13 protein-coding genes and 1 pseudogene are annotated in these 15,648 nt (G+C 69.9%); 6 read left to right on the top strand and 8 right to left on the bottom strand.

Annotated elements, in window-relative coordinates:
* Positions 1 to 81 precede the first annotated feature (81 nt).
* Positions 82 to 1,011: an N-acetyltransferase family protein gene (locus ACWDO5_RS10815; protein ID WP_450529988.1), complete on the top strand. Its 930-nt coding sequence runs from the start codon at positions 82 to 84 to the stop codon at positions 1,009 to 1,011.
* Entirely contained in the window at positions 992 to 1,486 is a 495-nt protein-coding gene (locus tag ACWDO5_RS10820; RefSeq protein WP_450529989.1) for a DUF402 domain-containing protein, read from the top strand. Before ACWDO5_RS10815 ends, ACWDO5_RS10820 begins: the two co-directional genes overlap by 20 nt.
* Before the next feature lie 58 nt (positions 1,487 to 1,544).
* On the opposite strand, the gene ACWDO5_RS10825 is transcribed toward ACWDO5_RS10820, so the two are convergent.
* The 4 genes from ACWDO5_RS10825 to ACWDO5_RS10840 are packed head-to-tail and all read right to left on the bottom strand — an operon-like array spanning position 1,545 to position 5,028.
* Complete coding sequence (locus ACWDO5_RS10825; protein ID WP_450529990.1) at positions 1,545 to 2,006, bottom strand: GNAT family N-acetyltransferase; 462 nt, start codon at positions 2,004 to 2,006, stop codon at positions 1,545 to 1,547.
* Positions 2,003 to 3,499, bottom strand: coding sequence for a tripartite tricarboxylate transporter permease (locus tag ACWDO5_RS10830; RefSeq protein WP_450529991.1), 1,497 nt, complete (start codon positions 3,497 to 3,499; stop codon positions 2,003 to 2,005). The genes ACWDO5_RS10825 and ACWDO5_RS10830 overlap by 4 nt, the downstream gene beginning before the upstream one ends.
* A 3-nt stretch (positions 3,500 to 3,502) precedes the next feature.
* Entirely contained in the window at positions 3,503 to 4,048 is a 546-nt protein-coding gene (locus tag ACWDO5_RS10835) for a tripartite tricarboxylate transporter TctB family protein (protein WP_450529992.1), read from the bottom strand.
* Positions 4,045 to 5,028, bottom strand: coding sequence for a Bug family tripartite tricarboxylate transporter substrate binding protein (locus tag ACWDO5_RS10840; RefSeq protein WP_450529993.1), 984 nt, complete (start codon positions 5,026 to 5,028; stop codon positions 4,045 to 4,047). The genes ACWDO5_RS10835 and ACWDO5_RS10840 overlap by 4 nt, the downstream gene beginning before the upstream one ends.
* A gap of 298 nt (positions 5,029 to 5,326) precedes the next feature.
* Between ACWDO5_RS10840 and ACWDO5_RS10845 the strand changes: the two genes are divergently transcribed.
* On the top strand, positions 5,327 to 6,004 hold the full coding sequence (locus ACWDO5_RS10845; protein WP_450530011.1) for a response regulator: 678 nt from the start codon (positions 5,327 to 5,329) through the stop codon (positions 6,002 to 6,004).
* A gap of 66 nt (positions 6,005 to 6,070) precedes the next feature.
* Here the strand turns inward: ACWDO5_RS10845 and ACWDO5_RS10850 are convergent, their stop codons facing one another.
* The gene (locus ACWDO5_RS10850; RefSeq protein WP_450529994.1) at positions 6,071 to 6,877 is read right to left on the bottom strand and encodes a class I SAM-dependent methyltransferase; all 807 of its coding nucleotides are present in this window, start codon (positions 6,875 to 6,877) and stop codon (positions 6,071 to 6,073) included.
* Positions 6,878 to 7,149: 272 nt separating this feature from the next.
* Between ACWDO5_RS10850 and ACWDO5_RS10855 the strand changes: the two genes are divergently transcribed.
* Together ACWDO5_RS10855 and ACWDO5_RS10860 are read left to right on the top strand one after the other, a co-directional pair.
* Positions 7,150 to 8,685 (top strand): hypothetical protein, encoded by a 1,536-nt coding sequence (locus ACWDO5_RS10855; RefSeq protein ID WP_450529995.1) that lies wholly within the window; start codon positions 7,150 to 7,152, stop codon positions 8,683 to 8,685.
* 460 nt (positions 8,686 to 9,145) lie between these two features.
* On the top strand, positions 9,146 to 9,859 hold the full coding sequence (locus ACWDO5_RS10860) for a DUF6454 family protein (protein WP_450529996.1): 714 nt from the start codon (positions 9,146 to 9,148) through the stop codon (positions 9,857 to 9,859).
* Positions 9,860 to 10,001: 142 nt separating this feature from the next.
* Here the strand turns inward: ACWDO5_RS10860 and ACWDO5_RS10865 are convergent, their stop codons facing one another.
* The 3 genes from ACWDO5_RS10865 to ACWDO5_RS10875 all read right to left on the bottom strand — a co-directional run bounded on the left by ACWDO5_RS10865 (position 10,002) and on the right by ACWDO5_RS10875 (position 14,532).
* Positions 10,002 to 10,769: an NPP1 family protein gene (locus ACWDO5_RS10865; protein ID WP_450529997.1), complete on the bottom strand. Its 768-nt coding sequence runs from the start codon at positions 10,767 to 10,769 to the stop codon at positions 10,002 to 10,004.
* Between the two features lie 369 nt (positions 10,770 to 11,138).
* Complete coding sequence (locus ACWDO5_RS10870) at positions 11,139 to 14,111, bottom strand: GH92 family glycosyl hydrolase (RefSeq protein WP_450530012.1); 2,973 nt, start codon at positions 14,109 to 14,111, stop codon at positions 11,139 to 11,141.
* Positions 14,112 to 14,367: 256 nt separating this feature from the next.
* A complete protein-coding gene (locus ACWDO5_RS10875) occupies positions 14,368 to 14,532 on the bottom strand; it encodes a UTRA domain-containing protein (RefSeq protein WP_450529998.1) in 165 nt (54 codons plus the stop codon).
* A gap of 391 nt (positions 14,533 to 14,923) precedes the next feature.
* On the opposite strand from ACWDO5_RS10875, the pseudogene ACWDO5_RS10880 reads away from it, so the two are divergent.
* A pseudogene (locus tag ACWDO5_RS10880) lies at positions 14,924 to 15,565 on the top strand (nitroreductase/quinone reductase family protein); the annotation flags it as partial.
* Positions 15,566 to 15,648 lie beyond the last annotated feature (83 nt).

Below are 15,648 nucleotides of genomic sequence, written 5' to 3' on the forward strand. Positions count from 1 at the left end.
GCCCGATTGTCCCCCACCGCCGGGCGGGCCGCCGGAAAATGGGGAGCGTCCGCGCCGGGCCCGCGCGTAGCGTGCGGCCCCATGACCGTGATCGTCCGTGACTTCCGTGCCCATGATGCCAAGGACGCCCAAGCCGTGGCCCGCGCCCGCCGTGCCGCCATCCCCTTCGAGGTGACAACCTCCGCGGCCATCCTCTTCGGCGTGCAGACCGCCAACCCCGCCAAGAAATACCGGCTGTTGATCGCCGAGATCGACGGCGAGATCGTGGGCACGGCCCAGGTCGGCGTCGCGTACGACAGCATCGAGCCGGGCCAGTCGTACGCCACGCCCCAGATCCACCCCGACCACCGCGGCAATGGCGCGGGGTCGCTGCTGCTCCGCACCGCCGAGGAGCATCTGGCGGCCGAAGGCGCGGAGAACGTGTACGCCTGGGTGATGGACGACCCCGAGTCCCGGGCCTTCGCCGAGAAGCGCGGTTACCGGCCGACCCGCCCGGCCCACTTCCAGCGTCTTGACCTGGCGAACGGCACGCTGCCCCCGCTGCCGGAGCTGCCCGCGGGCGTCGAGCTGCGTACCGCCGCGGACTTCGAGGCCGATCCGCGGCCGATGCACCGGGCCGATGCCGAGGCCACCGCGGACGAACCCGGCGACATCAGCGTGGACTTCGACGACTACGACGACTGGATCCGCCACACCTGGAACGACCCGCTGCTCGACCGTGCGCTCACGACGGTGGTGCTGGTGGACGGCGAGGTCGCGGCCTTCACCGCCGCGCGGTCCGACGGCGGCACCCGCTACATGTCCGGCATGACCGGCACGCTGCGCGCCCACCGCGGCCGGGGCTTTGCGAAGCTCGCCAAGACGGACTCGCTGCGCCGCGCCCGCGCGGCGGGCTACACGGACGCGTTCACCAGCAATGACGCGGACAATGGCCCCATGCTGGCCATCAACAAATGGTTCGGTTACGAGATCTGTGCGACGGAGGTACGTCATGTCCGCACGCTCGGTTGAGGTGATCCTGCTCAAGGCGGGCCGGACCAAGATCCGCTATGCCGCCGAGTTGCTCGCGGACGACGGCACCCATGTGGTGGTCCAGGCGCCGTGGGCCGGCGAGGATGCGCGCGATTTCGGCTTCGTACGCTTCGAGCGCGGCGATGTGTTCACCGAGCACTACTGGCGGGACCGCTGGTACTCGGTGAAGGAGGTCCGTACCGGCGACGGCGCGCTCAAGGGCTGGTACTGCGACATGACCCGCCCCGCCGGCCTCGACGGCGACAAGCTGACGGTCGAGGACCTGGACCTCGATCTGTGGGTGTCGGCGGACTCTTCGTCGGTGCTGCGTCTGGACGAGGACGAGTTCGAGGCGAGCGGCCTGTGGGAGGCGGACCCCGCGGCCGCCGAGCAGGCCGTCCAGGCCCTGGACCAGCTCGAACTCCTCGCTCGCGAGGGCAAGTTGACGGCGCTGCTCGCTCACACCGGTTCCTAGTCGGTGAACGCCGGAGCTCCCAGCTCCGGCGCAGTCGGGTCGCCCGCGCCGGGCCGAGTCAGTCGTCCGAGCGCTGGGCGAGCGACTTGCGGTAGTGGAAGCGGTCGTAGAGGCCCTCCACGCGGCGCTCCACGAGCTCGTATCCGAACCGCGGATAGATCTTCTGGTTCTCCCACATCAGCGCGTTCGTGTAGAGCCGCACCTCGAACAGGCCGAGCGCCCGCGCGTGTTCGTCGACGAACTCCAGCAGGCGGCGGCCCACCCCGCGCCCGTGGGCGTCGGGGTGGACCGCGATCGACTCCAGGAAGAGATGGTCCTCGTGCGGGACGAGGACCAGGACTCCCACCACCGGATCCCCGGTGACGTACACCCTCCCTGCCGCTACATCCGCGGCGTGGTCCGCGTCCATCGGCACGGGGCGGCGCCCGATGCGCTCGATGTAGGGGTGGTACGCCGCGTCGGTCACCGCTTTCACGGCGGGCACGTCGGCGGCGGCCAGGTGGACGATGTCACGCGTCATGCCGACACGTTACGGCGGCGCGTGATCAGCTTCTTCAGCCAGGGCCAGGCCAGCAGGACCACGATCACGGCGTACACCGTCCCCGAGAAGGGCGTGTTGACAAGTCCGCTGACACTGCCGTCGCTGATCTGGAGGGCACGGCGCAGCTGCTGTTCCGCGGCCGGGCCGAGGATGACGCCGATCACCGCCGGCAGCACGGGAAGTCCGTACCGCCGCATGCCGAAGCCGATCAGACCGATGATCAGCAGGATCACCAGGTCGAGCGCCTCGCCGCCGACCGCGTAAGCGCCGACCGCGGCGAAAAACATGATTCCGGCATAGAGGTACGGGCGCGGGATGCGCAGCAGCTTCGCCCAGACCGGCGCCAGCGGCAGGTTCAGCGCGAGCAGCAGCACCATGCCGACGAAGAGCGAGGCGATCAGGCCCCACACCAGGTCCGGCTCGCGCTCGAAGAGCAGCGGCCCGGGCTGGATTCCGTACTGCTGGAAGGCGGCCAGCATCACGGCCGCGACGGCGGTCGTCGGCAGACCGAGCGTCAGCATCGAGACGAGCGTGCCCGCGGCCGATGCCGAGGCCGCCGACTCCGGCCCTGCCACGCCTTCGATGGCTCCCTTGCCGAACTCCTCCTTGTGCTTGGACAGCCGCTTCTCGGTGACGTACGAGAGGAACGTCGGGATCTCCGCACCGCCGGCCGGGATCGCGCCGAACGGGAAGCCGATGGCGGGCCCGCGCAGCCAGGACTTCCAGGTGCGCCTGACATCGGACTTGCCGAGCCAGGGCCGGCCGACCGGGATGGGTTCGCCGCTGCTGCGCCGCAGATGGGCCGCGACCCACAGCGCCTCGCCGATCGCGAAGAGACCGACCGCGACGATGACGACGTCGATGCCGTCGGCGAGCTGGAGCGAGCCGAAGGTCAGCCGCTGCTGGCCGGTCATCTGGTCCAGGCCGACGAGCCCGAGGGTGAGCCCGATCAGCAGGGACGCCAGCCCGCGAATGCGCGACGAACCAAGTACGGACGTCACCGCGATAAAGGCCAGGACCATGATCGCGAAGTAGTCGGGCGCGCCGATGTCGACGGCCATTTTGGCGACGGTCGGGGCGAGCACGACCAGCAGGATGGTGCCGATCATGCCGCCGGCGAAGTGGCCGACGGCGGCGGCCGCAAGGGCCTGTGCGCCACGTCCGGCTTTCGCCATCGGATTGCCTTCGAGGGCGGCGACGACGGCCGCGCTCTCGCCGGGGGTGTTGAGCAGGATCGATGTGGTGGAGCCGCCGAACATCGCTCCGTAGTAGATGCCGGCGAACATGATGAACGCGCCGGTGGGTTCAAGGCCGTACGTCACCGGCAGCAGCAGCGCCACCGCCATCGCGGGGCCGATTCCGGGCAGTACGCCGATCGCGGTTCCGAGCAGTACGCCTATCGCCGCCCAGAGCAGATTTACCGGGGTCAGCGCGGTGCCGAAGCCGTCGAGGAGTGAGTTGAGAGAGTCCATCGGCTAAAGCACTCCCATCAGCGGGCCACCCGGCAGCGGAACACCGAGCAGGTTGTTGAAGACGAAGTAGGTGACCAGGGAGAGGACCGCGGCGATCAGCGGGTCGCGGTGGAGGTGGCGGCTGCCGAGTGCGAAGGCCGCGCCCCAGAAGAGCAGGGCTCCGGTTATCGGGAACCCGACCGGGCCGATGAGCACGGCGAAGGCGAGGAAGACGCCCGCGAGGAGCAGCACCGTACGCCAGTCGCTCGGCTCGCTGAGGTCGATGTCCTCGCCGCCCTCGGCCTCACCGCGGCCGCCGCGCAGTACGTCGACGGCGAGCAGTACGGCGACGAGCAGCAGGCCGATGCCGACGACGACGGGGACGGTCCTGGGCCCGATGGGCCCGCGCTGTGCGATGTCGACGTCCATCGTCAGCGCGTCCGTCAGGACGAGCACGCCGATGACGAACAGCAGGGCGCTGACGCCGAGTTCGGAGTACTCACGCAGCCATTCCTGCCAGGAGCGGCGCGGGGCTGGGGTTTCGGTCTCTGCTTCCGTCTGAGTCGTCACAGCCCGAGCTCCTTCAGCACCGAGTCCACGCTCTTGTTCTGCTCGTCGAGGAAGTCACCGAACTTGTCGCCGGTGAGGAAGGCGTCGTCCCAGCCGTTCTTCTTCATCGACTCCTTCCACTGGGGGGAGTCGTGCAGCTTCTCGAGGAGGCCGATGAGCTTGTCGCGCTCGGCGTCGGAGAGGCCGGGCGGGGCGACGACGCCACGCCAGTTGGTGAAGTCGGTGTCGAGCCCGGCCTCGCGCAAAGTGGGGGCGTCGAGGCCCGGCACCCGCTCGGGACCGGTGACCGCGAGCAGCCGGAGCTCGCCCGACTTGATCTGGTCGAGGTACTCGCCGACGCCGGAAACGCCGAAGGCGACCTTGTTGCCGAGGATGGAGGCGAGCAGCTCGCCGCCGCCGTCGAAGGGAATGTAGTTGACGGTCTTGGGCGCGATCCCGGCGGCCTGCGCCATCAGCATGGGCGCGAGATGGTCGGGCCCGCCGGGCGAGGACCCGCCGCCGACCGGCAGCTTGCCGGGGTTGTTCTTCCAGGCCGCGAGCAGATCCTGGATGGTCTTGTACGGGGAGTCCTTGCTGACGACCACGATGTCCGGCTCCTCGGTGAGCCGGGCGATCGGGGTGGTGTCGGCGAGGGTCTTGGGCGACTTGTTGGTGTGTACGGCGCCGACGACGCCGAGGCCCATGGACATGGCGAGCCTGCCGTTGCCGTGCTCGCCGACGAGACGGGTCAGACCGACGGTGCCGCCTGCGCCCGGCAGGTTGAACACCTCGATGTTGTGGGTGAGCTCGGCGTCCTCGGCGTTCTTGGCGGCCGTACGGGCGGTGATGTCGTAGCCGCCGCCGGGGGTGTTGGGGACCATGAGGCGCAGGCCGGGGATCTGCGTGCCGGTGTCGGAACCGCTGCCTGCGGTGAGCAGCGGCGGCGCCACGAGCACCAGCAACGCCGCCCCGAGCAGGGCGAGGGGAGTGCGCAATCGCACGCGAGCCGCCTTTCGAAGGAGAGTTGGAGACGTGTGAAGTGGCCCACATGTTGCCTGCGCGTTAAGAAGCTGTCTCCGTTCCGGAATCAACGGACGTTGTGGTCGTTGTGGTCGCGGCCTAGCGTGTCGGCGTGATGCTGTGCTCTCCCGGGGGACAACCCCCGGACCCTCCCCCTCGGCCCTCCGGGCCTGGGGGGACCCCCACCCCTCGGCCCTCCGGGCCTGGGGGGACCCCCAGGCCGACAAGCAGGGCCGCAAGGCTGGGCGGACCGTCCTCGCGAGGTGAATCCCAGTGAACGTGCTGGTGGTGGACGACGACTTCATGGTCGCCAAACTGCACAGCCGCTATGTGTCCGCGACGGAGGGCTTCACGGTCGTCGGGGTGGCCCACAGCGGTGCCGAAGCGCTGCGCGCGGCCGAGCGGCTTGGGCCGGATCTCGTATTGCTCGACATCTATCTGCCCGATATGAACGGGATCAGCGTGCTGCGCGAGCTGCGTGCGGCGGAGGAGCGCGACGGACGTGCTTCCGTGGACGCCCTGTTCATCACGGCCGCGCGGGATGCGGGCCTTGTGCGGGCGGCACTGCGTGCGGGCGCCCTCCACTACCTGATCAAGCCCTTCAGCCAGGCTGCGCTGCAGGAACAACTGCGCCACGTCGCATCGCTCCGCTCCCGCTTCGACCGGCTGGGCGAGGCTCGCCAGGAGGACGTAGACCAGATCTTCGGCACCCGCCCGCCGGGGTCGCGCGAACTCCCCAAGGGCCTGGCGGCCCACACCGCGGAACTGGTGGAACGGATCCTGCGGGAGCACCCGGGCGAGGACCTGTCGGCCTCCCAGTGCGCGGAGGCGGGCTCCCTGTCCCGGGTCAGCGCGCGCCGGTACCTGGAGTACTTCGCGGAGACGGGGCGGGTGGAGGTGACGCTGCGGTACGGGGGGACGGGGCGTCCGGAGCGGCGCTACCGGCGGATCGTCTGAGGCAGAGGCGGGGCGGCTGGCATGCTGCGCCTCGCGCCCACTGACCCGGCCGCGGACCCGGTCGGGTCAGGTGACCCGGTCGGGCCCGGGGTGGCTGACCCGGAGCTTGGACTGGCTGTGCGGTAGTCGCTCCCAGTCGTCCATGAAGCCGGCGACGAGACCGTGCTTCTCGGCCAGCCGGATCAGCGTCTGCGTGCGGTAGTAGAAGTCCTCGCCAAGCACCTGGTGCTCGCTGCCTTCGGTGCGGTCGTAGGTGAAGTCGAAGAAGCCGCCGGGGGCCAGCACCCGTCCGACGTGCGAGAGGCATTCGTCGATGACCTCCAGCGGTGAGTGCGAGAACACGCTGTGCGCGTGGACCACCGTGAACCAGGCATCGGGAAGGAAGTCCAGCGTCAGATTGTCGACAGCGGTCAGGTACGGCATCTTGTCCTGGAGGCCGTAGTGGACCAGGGTCTTCTTGGCCTCGATGAGGATGTCGGGCGAGATGTCGATCCCGACGTAATGGCCGGGCTCCAGATGCTCGATGAACCGCCACCCGGCCCGCAGGTTGCCGCACCCGATCTCCAGCATCCGGTCCTGCGGCTTCAGGCCGTGTCGCACCAGGTAGTCGTACTGCAGCTGTCCGATGGCCAGCCAGCGGTCGTGCGACGGCGCGCCGCCGACCGCCGCCTCCGGGCTCCTCGCCGTGTCCGACGCCATCACCGCCCGGTAGTAGGCGATGTGACTCCCGCGGTGCCGGAACCGGAGCCAGCCGTCCCGGCCGGCCCGTCGCAGATACGGCAGCACGCGCTGTGGATGCCGCAGCGCGTAGCGCACCTTGTGCCCCGGCCGTGAACGGTTCCTCGACAGGCGCGGAGCGGGTTTCTTGTGCATGACGGCCTCCCGTGCCATCCGTGGGCTGCCCCTGCGCGGATGCTAACCGCGCGGGACATGACACGCTTCTCCGGCCGCCTGCCCCGCCCGTAGTCCTGCCCCTACGCCGCCCGGCCGGTCGGCCCGCCCCCAAAAACCGGCGCCTCACTCGTTCGGGAAAGCCGTTCGGCCGAGTGCCACACCCGCCTGGTGGGCCGCCGCGACCACCCACAGCGTGGAGGGAACAGGCGGGGGAATCCGTCCCCCGTCGTACCGTCCAGCGAGGCCTGACCATGCTGCGGTCACGCTTGATCTCCGGCTCGCAAGACGGCGTGCCGCACGACGCGCGTGAAGGGGCGCGGGGGCGCGGAGCGCCCGCCCCCCGTGCCGGGGCGGCCGCACGCCCGCTGCCATGGCTGGCGGCCGTCGCCGCCGCCTTCACGCTGGCCCAACTCGTCCTGGTGGTGCCCGGTCTGGGACTCGGCTGGGACGAGACTGTGTACGTCAGCCAGGTCAGCCCGCAGGCCCCGGCGGCGTTCTTCAGTGCGCCCCGTGCCCGGGGCATCACCTTCCTCGTCGCCCCCGTCACGACGCTGACCACCTCCACCGAGGCGCTCCGCATCTATCTGGCCCTGCTGGCCGGCTGCGGGCTGTTTCTCGCGCTGTGGGTATGGCGGCGGCTGCTGCCCGCTCCCGTGCTCGCGGTCGCCGGGGCGCTGTTCGCGAGCCTGTGGGTCACGATGTTCTACGGCCCGCAGGCGATGCCCAACCTCTGGGTCGCCTACGGTGCGCTCATCGCGGTCGGCTGCTTCCTGCGCGCTGCCCGGGACCCCGGCGACCACCGGGCACTGATCGGCCTGGGCGCCGGGGTGGCGTTCGCCGCGCTGATGCGTCCGTCCGACGCGGTATGGCTGGCCCTGCCGCTCGCCGTGGCGGCCGTGCTGATGCGTGCCTGGCGTCGGCCGCTGTTGCTCGTCGTGCTTGCCGCGGGCACGGCACTCGGCTGTGCCGAGTGGATCACCGAGGCGTACGTCCGTTACGACGGCCTCTTCGCGCGGCTACGGCGAGGCAGCGAGATCCAGGGCCACTTGGGCTGGCACGTCGCCGTTGACGACCACGTGCGCGCACTGGGCGGGCGCTCCCTGTGCCGCCCCTGCGACGTGCCCTGGCGGCAACCCCTCACCGCCCTCTGGTTCTTCGCGCTGCCCTTGCTCGTCGCGGGCGGTGTATGGGCCGCTGCCCACACCCGCCACCGCGCGGAGATCGTCCTCGCGACCGGGGTCGGACTGTCACTGGCCGCGCCCTATCTGTTCACCGTCGACTACGCGGCGCCGCGCTTCCTGCTGCCGGCGTACGCCCTGCTGGCCCTGCCCGTGGCGCACTGCCTGCTCCTGGCCCGGCGCGCCCGACCGCGGCGGCGCCCGGTCGCGGTCGCCCTCGTCGCCGTGGCCGTTGCCGCACACCTCGCGATCCAGTTCCGCGTGCTCGACGGAATCGTGAACCGCGTACGCGCCGACACCGCCGCCCACACCCGCATCGCCGCCGGACTGCGCGCACAGGGCGTACGCCCGCCCTGCCTGATCACCGGGGAGGAGGCGATCCGCGTCGCCTTCCGCACCGGTTGCGCCTCCCGCCAGCCCGCCGGCCACGACGCCGGCATTACGCCAGAGGCCCTCGCCACCGCGGCGCTCCGCCACCCGGTCGCGGTCCTGCTCTCCGGCGACCGACGCCCCCCGTCGTACGCTCGCCTCTGGCGATTCCACCGTCTCCCGGACCTGGGCCACCGAACCGACTACCGCGCCTACCTGTCACCTACGGCGTCTGACTGACCGACAGGTTTACCGGCCTCGCTCAAAGGCCTGTCCGCGCCGGTCTCCTCGGTGGACGCCGCCGAGATCGCCCGCCTCTCCAGGCCCGCCTCTTCGGCCGGATGTTCGGTTTCAGGACACCCACCCGGTGGGATTACGTCACGCCTCGGCTGCCGACCGACCGTAGATATACGGAAGCCGAAGTTCCCATTTACGCCTGGAGGCCCTCCGATGAGATCCGTCAACAAGTTCCAGGGCGCAGTCCTGGCCGGAGCCGTGCTGGCAGCAGCGGCGGTGGCACTGACCACCACGCCGGCCGTAGGTACGGCCCAGCCCTCCAAGAACACGCCGCTGGTCGAAGCGGTCTCCGGGCTGAACCGATCGACGCAGTGGAATCTGGCCGAGCGGATCAAGCTGAACTTCCCGACCTATATTCCCGCAGGGTTTCGCCCGCGTCGGGGACCGGCTCTTCCTGTCCAGCGTGGAGATCATCGAGGCGCCGGTGAAGTATCCGAAGCCGGTCGACGGGTACGACCGGACGCCGGGCAAGGGCCGCGGACATGTCTTCGTGCTCGACCTGAAGGGCAACCTGCTCAAGGACATCGTCCTCGGAGAAGGAAACGCCTACCACCCTGGCGGCATCGACGCCGACGGGACATCGCTGTGGGTTCCGGTCGCGGAGTACCGGCCGTACAGCCGCTCGATCGTCTACCGGATCGACCTGGCCACCCTCAAGGTGCATGAAGAGTTCCGGGTCGCTGACCACGTCGGCGGCATCGTGCCCGATCCCGGCACCGGCAAGCTGCACGGAGTGACCTGGGGATCCCGGGAGTTCTACACCTGGAACAGCAAGGGCGGTCAACTGGCCCACTCGGCCAACTCCAGCCACTTCGTGGACTACCAGGACTGCGCGTACACCAAGCGTGAGCTGATGCTGTGCACCGGCATCACCAACTACAAGACCTCGACCGGCACCGACTTCGAGCTGGGGGGCATCGCCCTGCTCGACCTCAAGTCGAAGACCGTCCGGCACGAGGTGCCGGTTCAGCTGTGGTCAGCCGCCGGCCATGTCGCCACCCGCAACCCGGTCCACCTGGAGGCCGACGGCAGCAAGCTGCGGATGTGGGCCGCTCCCGACGACGGCGAAGAGGTGTCCGGCACCGAGATCCTCGTCTACGAGGCCAAGGTCGGCTGACGCCGACGTTGGCGTCCCGCAACCGCCCGTCCCAGAACGCGGACCTTGCTCCGGGTAGAGGCGACCCGCGGTGCAACTCGGCGTGCTGGGCCGGGGGATGGACGGCGATTGACGCACTGCGGCCACCCCCCGGTCCTGCTCGTCAGGCGTTCGGGTCGAACGGAATGTTGGCCGGCTTGGCCCTCTCGAGGTGGTAGTTGAAATTGCCGTCCTTGAGGCCGAAGACGGCGCTGCCGAAATTGGCCTGGCTCAGCTTGTCGCGGAGTCCCGCGGGGTAACCGTTCCAGCCGACCAGCCTGGGGAACTGCCACCCGTGGTAGTGGTTCTCCGGCGGCTCGTCGTTGGAGTTCGCGGGGCGGAAGCAGTGCGTGCTCGCGCCGTCCTTGTGGTACACGATCTTGGGGTGTGTCCCGTCCCACCGGATCTGGTCACGGCCGTAGATGTTGAAATTGCCGTGGGCGGAGGTGGAGACGTACTGGGCCTGGTTGTTCTGCACCCACACCACGACGTGCTCCCAGTCGTGGCGGTGTCCGCCGAGGCTGCTGCCGGGCACGGCTTGGTCCTTCTCGAAATAGAGCCCGTACATGATCGCGCACCAGCCGTTGTTGCACTTGTACCGCGCGTATCCGTTGGTGTTGTCGAGGTCCCATGAGTCGCGGCACTGGCCGTTGAGGGCCCCGCTCGGGTTGAGGCCGGGGTTTATGGTCCCGTCAGGGCCGATGGCGGGAGTGGGGTAGCAGCCGTCCCCGTCGTAGTCGTAGGCCGGTTGGAACGTCTGCTCCAGTCCGTCCGCGTTGGCGGGCAAGGCCTGGGGCGGGTCGGCGAGAGCGCTGCCCGGTAAGGCGATGACCAGCGCGATGGCGCTGCCAAGGATGAGTGAGACCTTGCGGATGCGCGAGCTTTTCTTCACTGCGTCCTCCTGATCGACCGCGGCGTGGGGGGCACGCGGTCCGGTAGACATGCCCAGCCCAGCTGGTTGACATGCCCGGCTCAGCCTCTCCGGCCCTCGTTGACACGCTGAGCGCCGACAGGTGTCAGAGCGATGAAAGGTCAACCAATACAGGGGGTGGGCGACCTGAGCCGGAGTTACATGTTGAGCGGAGTGTGACGGCTACGAAGGCCGAAGTGAAGGTGTCGGAAACCGAGTTGAACTCAGATGCGCACCAGCGGCGGGCGCGGCCGGGAGCGAACCTCACAGTAGTGGCCCCTGCGGTGGTGGTCCGCTCTGCCCGTGAGTGTTCGGCCACGGGTCGCGGTCGAACACTCACGAGCCCGAGGGTCAGGCGCGGCCGCTGATGGCGAACACCTTCAGGTTGGCCGCCGGCGGGCTGGAGATCGAGCTCACCGTACGGTCCTTGTCGACCGGCAGCGCCACATGCCGGATCCGCACCGCGCGGCCGTCCGCCGTGCCGTTGACGTTGTACCGGGTGTCGGTGGAGAGTGCGGTCTCCTCGCCGAAGTGCGGTGACGCGCTCGCCCAGTCGGTCACTGCCAGCGGGGCGGTGGACGTCGTCCCGTCGGTGTAGGTGATCGTGACCTCCGTCTGCTGGTCTCCGTTGACCGCCGTGACCAGCAGGTCGAGCGCGGAGTAGCGGCCCGGGGCCAGGTAGGTCCGCTGGCCCCGCAGGCTCAGGAAGTTGCCGGTCGTGCCCGAGGTCTCCGGGATCCGGTAGGCCCGCCCGGCCACAGTCCGACTGCCCGGTGCGGGCAGTTGCCCGGCCGGGAAGCTCCATCCCTTGCCGTCCAGGTTGCCCTGCTGCTTGGCGTCCGCGGTGGCTACTCCGTCCACGTCGTACTGGGTCCGCAGATCCTGGGCACAGTCGGGTCCGGACGCCGCGCACGGTCCCGGCAGGTTGGGCAGCGCGGTGTCCGCTGCGGGCACATGATCGACCGGCAGGTCGCCCGCGCCGGTTCCCCATCCGGTGTTCGGTGTCGGGCCCACGTTCACCACGACCTCGCCGCCGCGGTTGAGCAGCGACTCCGGCAGCCACGACTGGCTGTGCGTCCGCCCGTTGACCCGGACGTTCTGGACGTAGACGTTGTCCGCCGAGGCCGCCGGTGCGGTGACCGTGATGGTCGGGCCGCCGTCGCGCTTGATCCACGCCTTCGGGAACATCGGGCTGGACAGCAGCATTTCGGCGCGGCTCGGGGTCTGCGGGTACATGCCCAGGGCGGCGAAGACGTACCAGGAGGACATGGTGCCGAGATCGTCGTTGCCGGGCAGGCCGTTCGGGCCCGTCCCGTACACCAGCGACGCCATCGCCCGTACGGTCTCCTGCGTCTTCCACGGCTGACCCAGCGCGTTGTAGAGCCACGGGGTGTGGATGCCCGGCTCGTTCGTCGGGTCGTAGCGGAATCCGTCACCGCCGGTCGCCCACGAGCCATCCGTGCGGTGGAAGAACATGTCGAGCCGTTCGGCCGCGCGTTCCTTGCCGCCCATCGCCTGGGCCAGCCCGGAGACGTCGTGCTGCACCATCCAGGTGTAGGTCGCGCTGGTGCCCTGGGCGAAGCCGGCGTCCGAGGTCGGCGAGAACGGCCACAGCCAGGTGCCGTCCGCCTTGCGGGCCTGCTGGTAACCGCCTTCGACCCCGGCCGAGGGATTGAAGGTGTTGCGCCACCAACTCGCCCGCGGCATCAGTTCGTCGTACTCGGCGGTGCGGCCCAGCCGCTTCGCCCAGTCCGCCAGGCCGAAGTCGGCGGTCGCGTCCTCCAGCGTTTCGGCCGCCCCACCCCAGCAGTGGCAGGTGTCCTGCGGCGCGTAGCCGAGCCGCTCGTACTCGGCCAGGTTGGGCCGCTGGCCGACGCACTGGCCGGGGCAGCCGGCGTCGGACAGGCCGTCCGGGTTCGGTACGGTCGCCTGCTTGACCAGGGAGTCGAAGGCTCCGCGCACATCGAAGTTGCGGACGCCGAGGGCGTAGAAGCCGGCCAGGGTCGGCGCCGACGGGTCTCCCGTCATCACATGGGTGGCGCCGTTGATGTGGACCCACCGGTCCCACACCCCGCCGTTCTGCTGGGCGATGTTGTAAAGGGACTGGGCGAAGTCACCCGCGACCTTCGGTTCGAGCAGCGCCAGCAGCTGGGTGTGCGCGCGGTACTCGTCCCAGCCGGAGAAGTTGCCGTACTGCGCGCGCTGACCGCGCACCAGCCGGTGCACCTTCTGATCGGCGCCGGGGTACGTACCGCCGACGTCGTTGGTGATGTTGGGCTCCAGGTAGGAGTGGTACATCGCGGTGTAGAAGGCGGTGCGCCGGTCCGCCGAACCACCGGCCACCTCGACGGAACGCAGCCGGTCGTTCCAGTCGCGGCGCGCGTCCGCCGCGACGGAGGCCACATCGTCGCCCGCCTTCACCTCGCTCGCGAGGTTCTTTTTTGCGGCGTCCAGGCTGGTGTAGGAAATGCCCACCTTCATGCGCACATCGGCGTCGGAGGAGGTGTCGAAGGAGACGTATCCGCCCGAGCCCCGGCCCACACGGTCCGCGCCGGTCGCGTAACCCTCGCCACCGCTCGCGCTGGTGGTGCCGGGCCGGAGCTCACTGTCGACCCAGGTGCCGGTGCCCGCGAAGGCGCGGTCGAAGGAGGCCACGAAGTGCAGCCGGTAGTAGCTCTTGCGGTTGTTGACGCCTCCGTTGGCACGGCGGCCGCAGAACGCGCCGGTCAGTACCGATCCGGTGACCGTCCGGGTGGCCGGGTCGATGTGGATCTCGGCGTCCTCGCTGCCGTTGAGCGAGTTGGAGACTCGGAACAGCATGTTGGCGGCGGAGTCCTTGGGGAAGGTGAACTCTCCCACGCCGGCCCGGGTGGTGGCCGTCAGGTCGGCCGTGGCGCCCGAACCGAGCTTGACGCTGTACCGGCCGGGCTCCGTGTGTTCGTTGTCGTGGCTGAAGTCGGCGGCGTAGATCTGGTCCTTGGTGTCCGCGGTCGGCGAGGACGTGACCGCGCCGACGAAGGGCATGACCGGGATGTCGCCCGCGGCGCCGGGGTGGCAGCCCGCCCCGTTGACATGGGTGAGGCCGAAGCCGCGGACCCGGGTCGTGTTGTACGAGTACCCGTTGGAGCCGGCGGTGTTCGTCTGGTCGCCCGCGGTGCTGGTGGGGCTCCAGGAGAGCATCCCGAACGGCCGGACGGCCCCTGGGTAGGTGTTGCCTCCGTTGGAGGAGCCGATCAGGGGGTCGACGTAGCGAACGGGGTCGGTGACTTTGGCCGGCAGCGGTTTCGCGGCCGCCGGCAGGGCAGTGGTGAGCGTGCCGACCATGGCGGCTGAAAGGCCGCCGATGACGAGACGTCTTATGGATGAGCTGATCACACAGGAATCTCACAGCGGAATTCCGGCCAGAACGTGAACATGACCGAAACGACAGGGTCGGTGGACGGAACCAACGGGGTGGCGCGGATGGTGCGCCCTCGTCCTCGAGTAACTGCAGTGCCATCTGCACGGTGGCAGTCGAAGCATCGAACCTGGCCTCGAGCTCCACGGTGGACGGCAGCGGTCGCATCGGTCGTAGGCACTGTCATCCGACCCTGATCTCGTACCGCAGCCGCTGGCGATCGGCAGGCATCGTCATCATGTCCACCTGAATCGGCCGGTCGTCGCCGTCCAGCATGATCCGCGTCAGCTGCAGGACAGGCTCGTTCGGCCCGGTCCGCAACGCCTCCCGTCCCTCTGCGCGAGGCATCCGGGCGATCACGTCCTCGCGGACCCGTACGCGGCGTGCCCGAGGTCGGCGAGAAGTATGACCGCTCCACCGGGGATCTTGGGTGCCGGGCGAGGGGGTGCCCTGGGCGACGGAACTGGAGACGGCGGCCCCCACGCACTGCCGCCTGCCACCGGACCCGCGAGTCAGCCAAGGGGGACCTGCGCGAGTGACGACCACTCGTACAGGCGGTTGTCCCGGTTGATGACGATCAACTCGGCGTGGGTGATGCGGGCATGGGCTTCTGCCGCAGCTGTTCGCGACGAGCGGGGCCCGGCCGGATGACTACCGGCACGCGGAGGGCGATCCGGACTGCGAGTACCAGGCGGCACGCCTGGACACCTCGCGAGCACGTCACCCGCGCAGCGAACTGACGCTGGGCGCGAAGTCGGGGAAACAGCACACCACTCCCCTCGGCTACGTCCGCGACGGCGACCTGCTGCTGGTCGTCGGGTCCAACCTCGGCGCGCCAAGTCATCCGGCCTGGTACCACAACGTGCTCGCCCATCCCCTGGTGCAGGTGGAGATCGGCGCCGAGTCCTTCGAAGCGATCGCCGTCCCCGCCGAGGGCGCCCGCCGCGAGCGGCTGTTCGCGCACGTGGTGCGCGCGGTGCCCGGATACGGCGACTACCAGACCCAGACCGTCCGAGCCCTGCCGGTCGTGGTGCTGGAGCGGGCCGAGCCCGAGGCGGGGGCAGGTCCCCGCGAGGTCAACAACCTCGCCGACAAGCTGATAGAGGTCCACACCTGGCTGCGCGGGCAGTTGCGGCACGTGCGCGCCGACGCCGACGCCCACTTCGCCGCGCAGGCGGCCCACCACGGCCCCGGCGAACCGTCTGCGCCAGGGCTCGGCCTGCAGATCCGGCAGCACTGCCTGGCGTTCTGCCAGTCCCTGGAGTTCCACCACACGAGCGAGGACGGGCACCTGTTCCCCGCGCTCGCGAGCCACCACCCCCACCTGCGCGACGCCCTCGACCGGCTCCGCGACGAACACCGGACGGTCGCCCGCATCCAGGGCCCTCGCCCTGCCAGGAGTCGCTTCTCCCCGTGCTGGCCGAGATCCCGTGGCCCCCGGCGCCGCGGGTACCCGACACGGCG

It is taken from the genome of Streptomyces sp. NPDC000880 (genome assembly GCF_053599675.1).

What these genes read in the sequence shown, in the direction of transcription:
- ACWDO5_RS10815 (WP_450529988.1), top strand. Translation starts at nt 82, where the DNA reads ATGACCGTGATCGTCCGTGACTTCCGTGCCCATGATGCCAAGGACGCC.
- ACWDO5_RS10820 (WP_450529989.1), top strand. Translation starts at nt 992, where the DNA reads ATGTCCGCACGCTCGGTTGAGGTGATCCTGCTCAAGGCGGGCCGGACC.
- ACWDO5_RS10825 (WP_450529990.1), bottom strand. Translation starts at nt 2,006, where the DNA reads ATGACGCGTGACATCGTCCACCTGGCCGCCGCCGACGTGCCCGCCGTG.
- ACWDO5_RS10830 (WP_450529991.1), bottom strand. Translation starts at nt 3,499, where the DNA reads ATGGACTCTCTCAACTCACTCCTCGACGGCTTCGGCACCGCGCTGACC.
- ACWDO5_RS10850 (WP_450529994.1), bottom strand. Translation starts at nt 6,877, where the DNA reads ATGCACAAGAAACCCGCTCCGCGCCTGTCGAGGAACCGTTCACGGCCG.
- ACWDO5_RS10855 (WP_450529995.1), top strand. Translation starts at nt 7,150, where the DNA reads ATGCTGCGGTCACGCTTGATCTCCGGCTCGCAAGACGGCGTGCCGCAC.
- ACWDO5_RS10870 (WP_450530012.1), bottom strand. Translation starts at nt 14,111, where the DNA reads ATGGTCGGCACGCTCACCACTGCCCTGCCGGCGGCCGCGAAACCGCTG.
- ACWDO5_RS10875 (WP_450529998.1), bottom strand. Translation starts at nt 14,532, where the DNA reads ATGCCTCGCGCAGAGGGACGGGAGGCGTTGCGGACCGGGCCGAACGAG.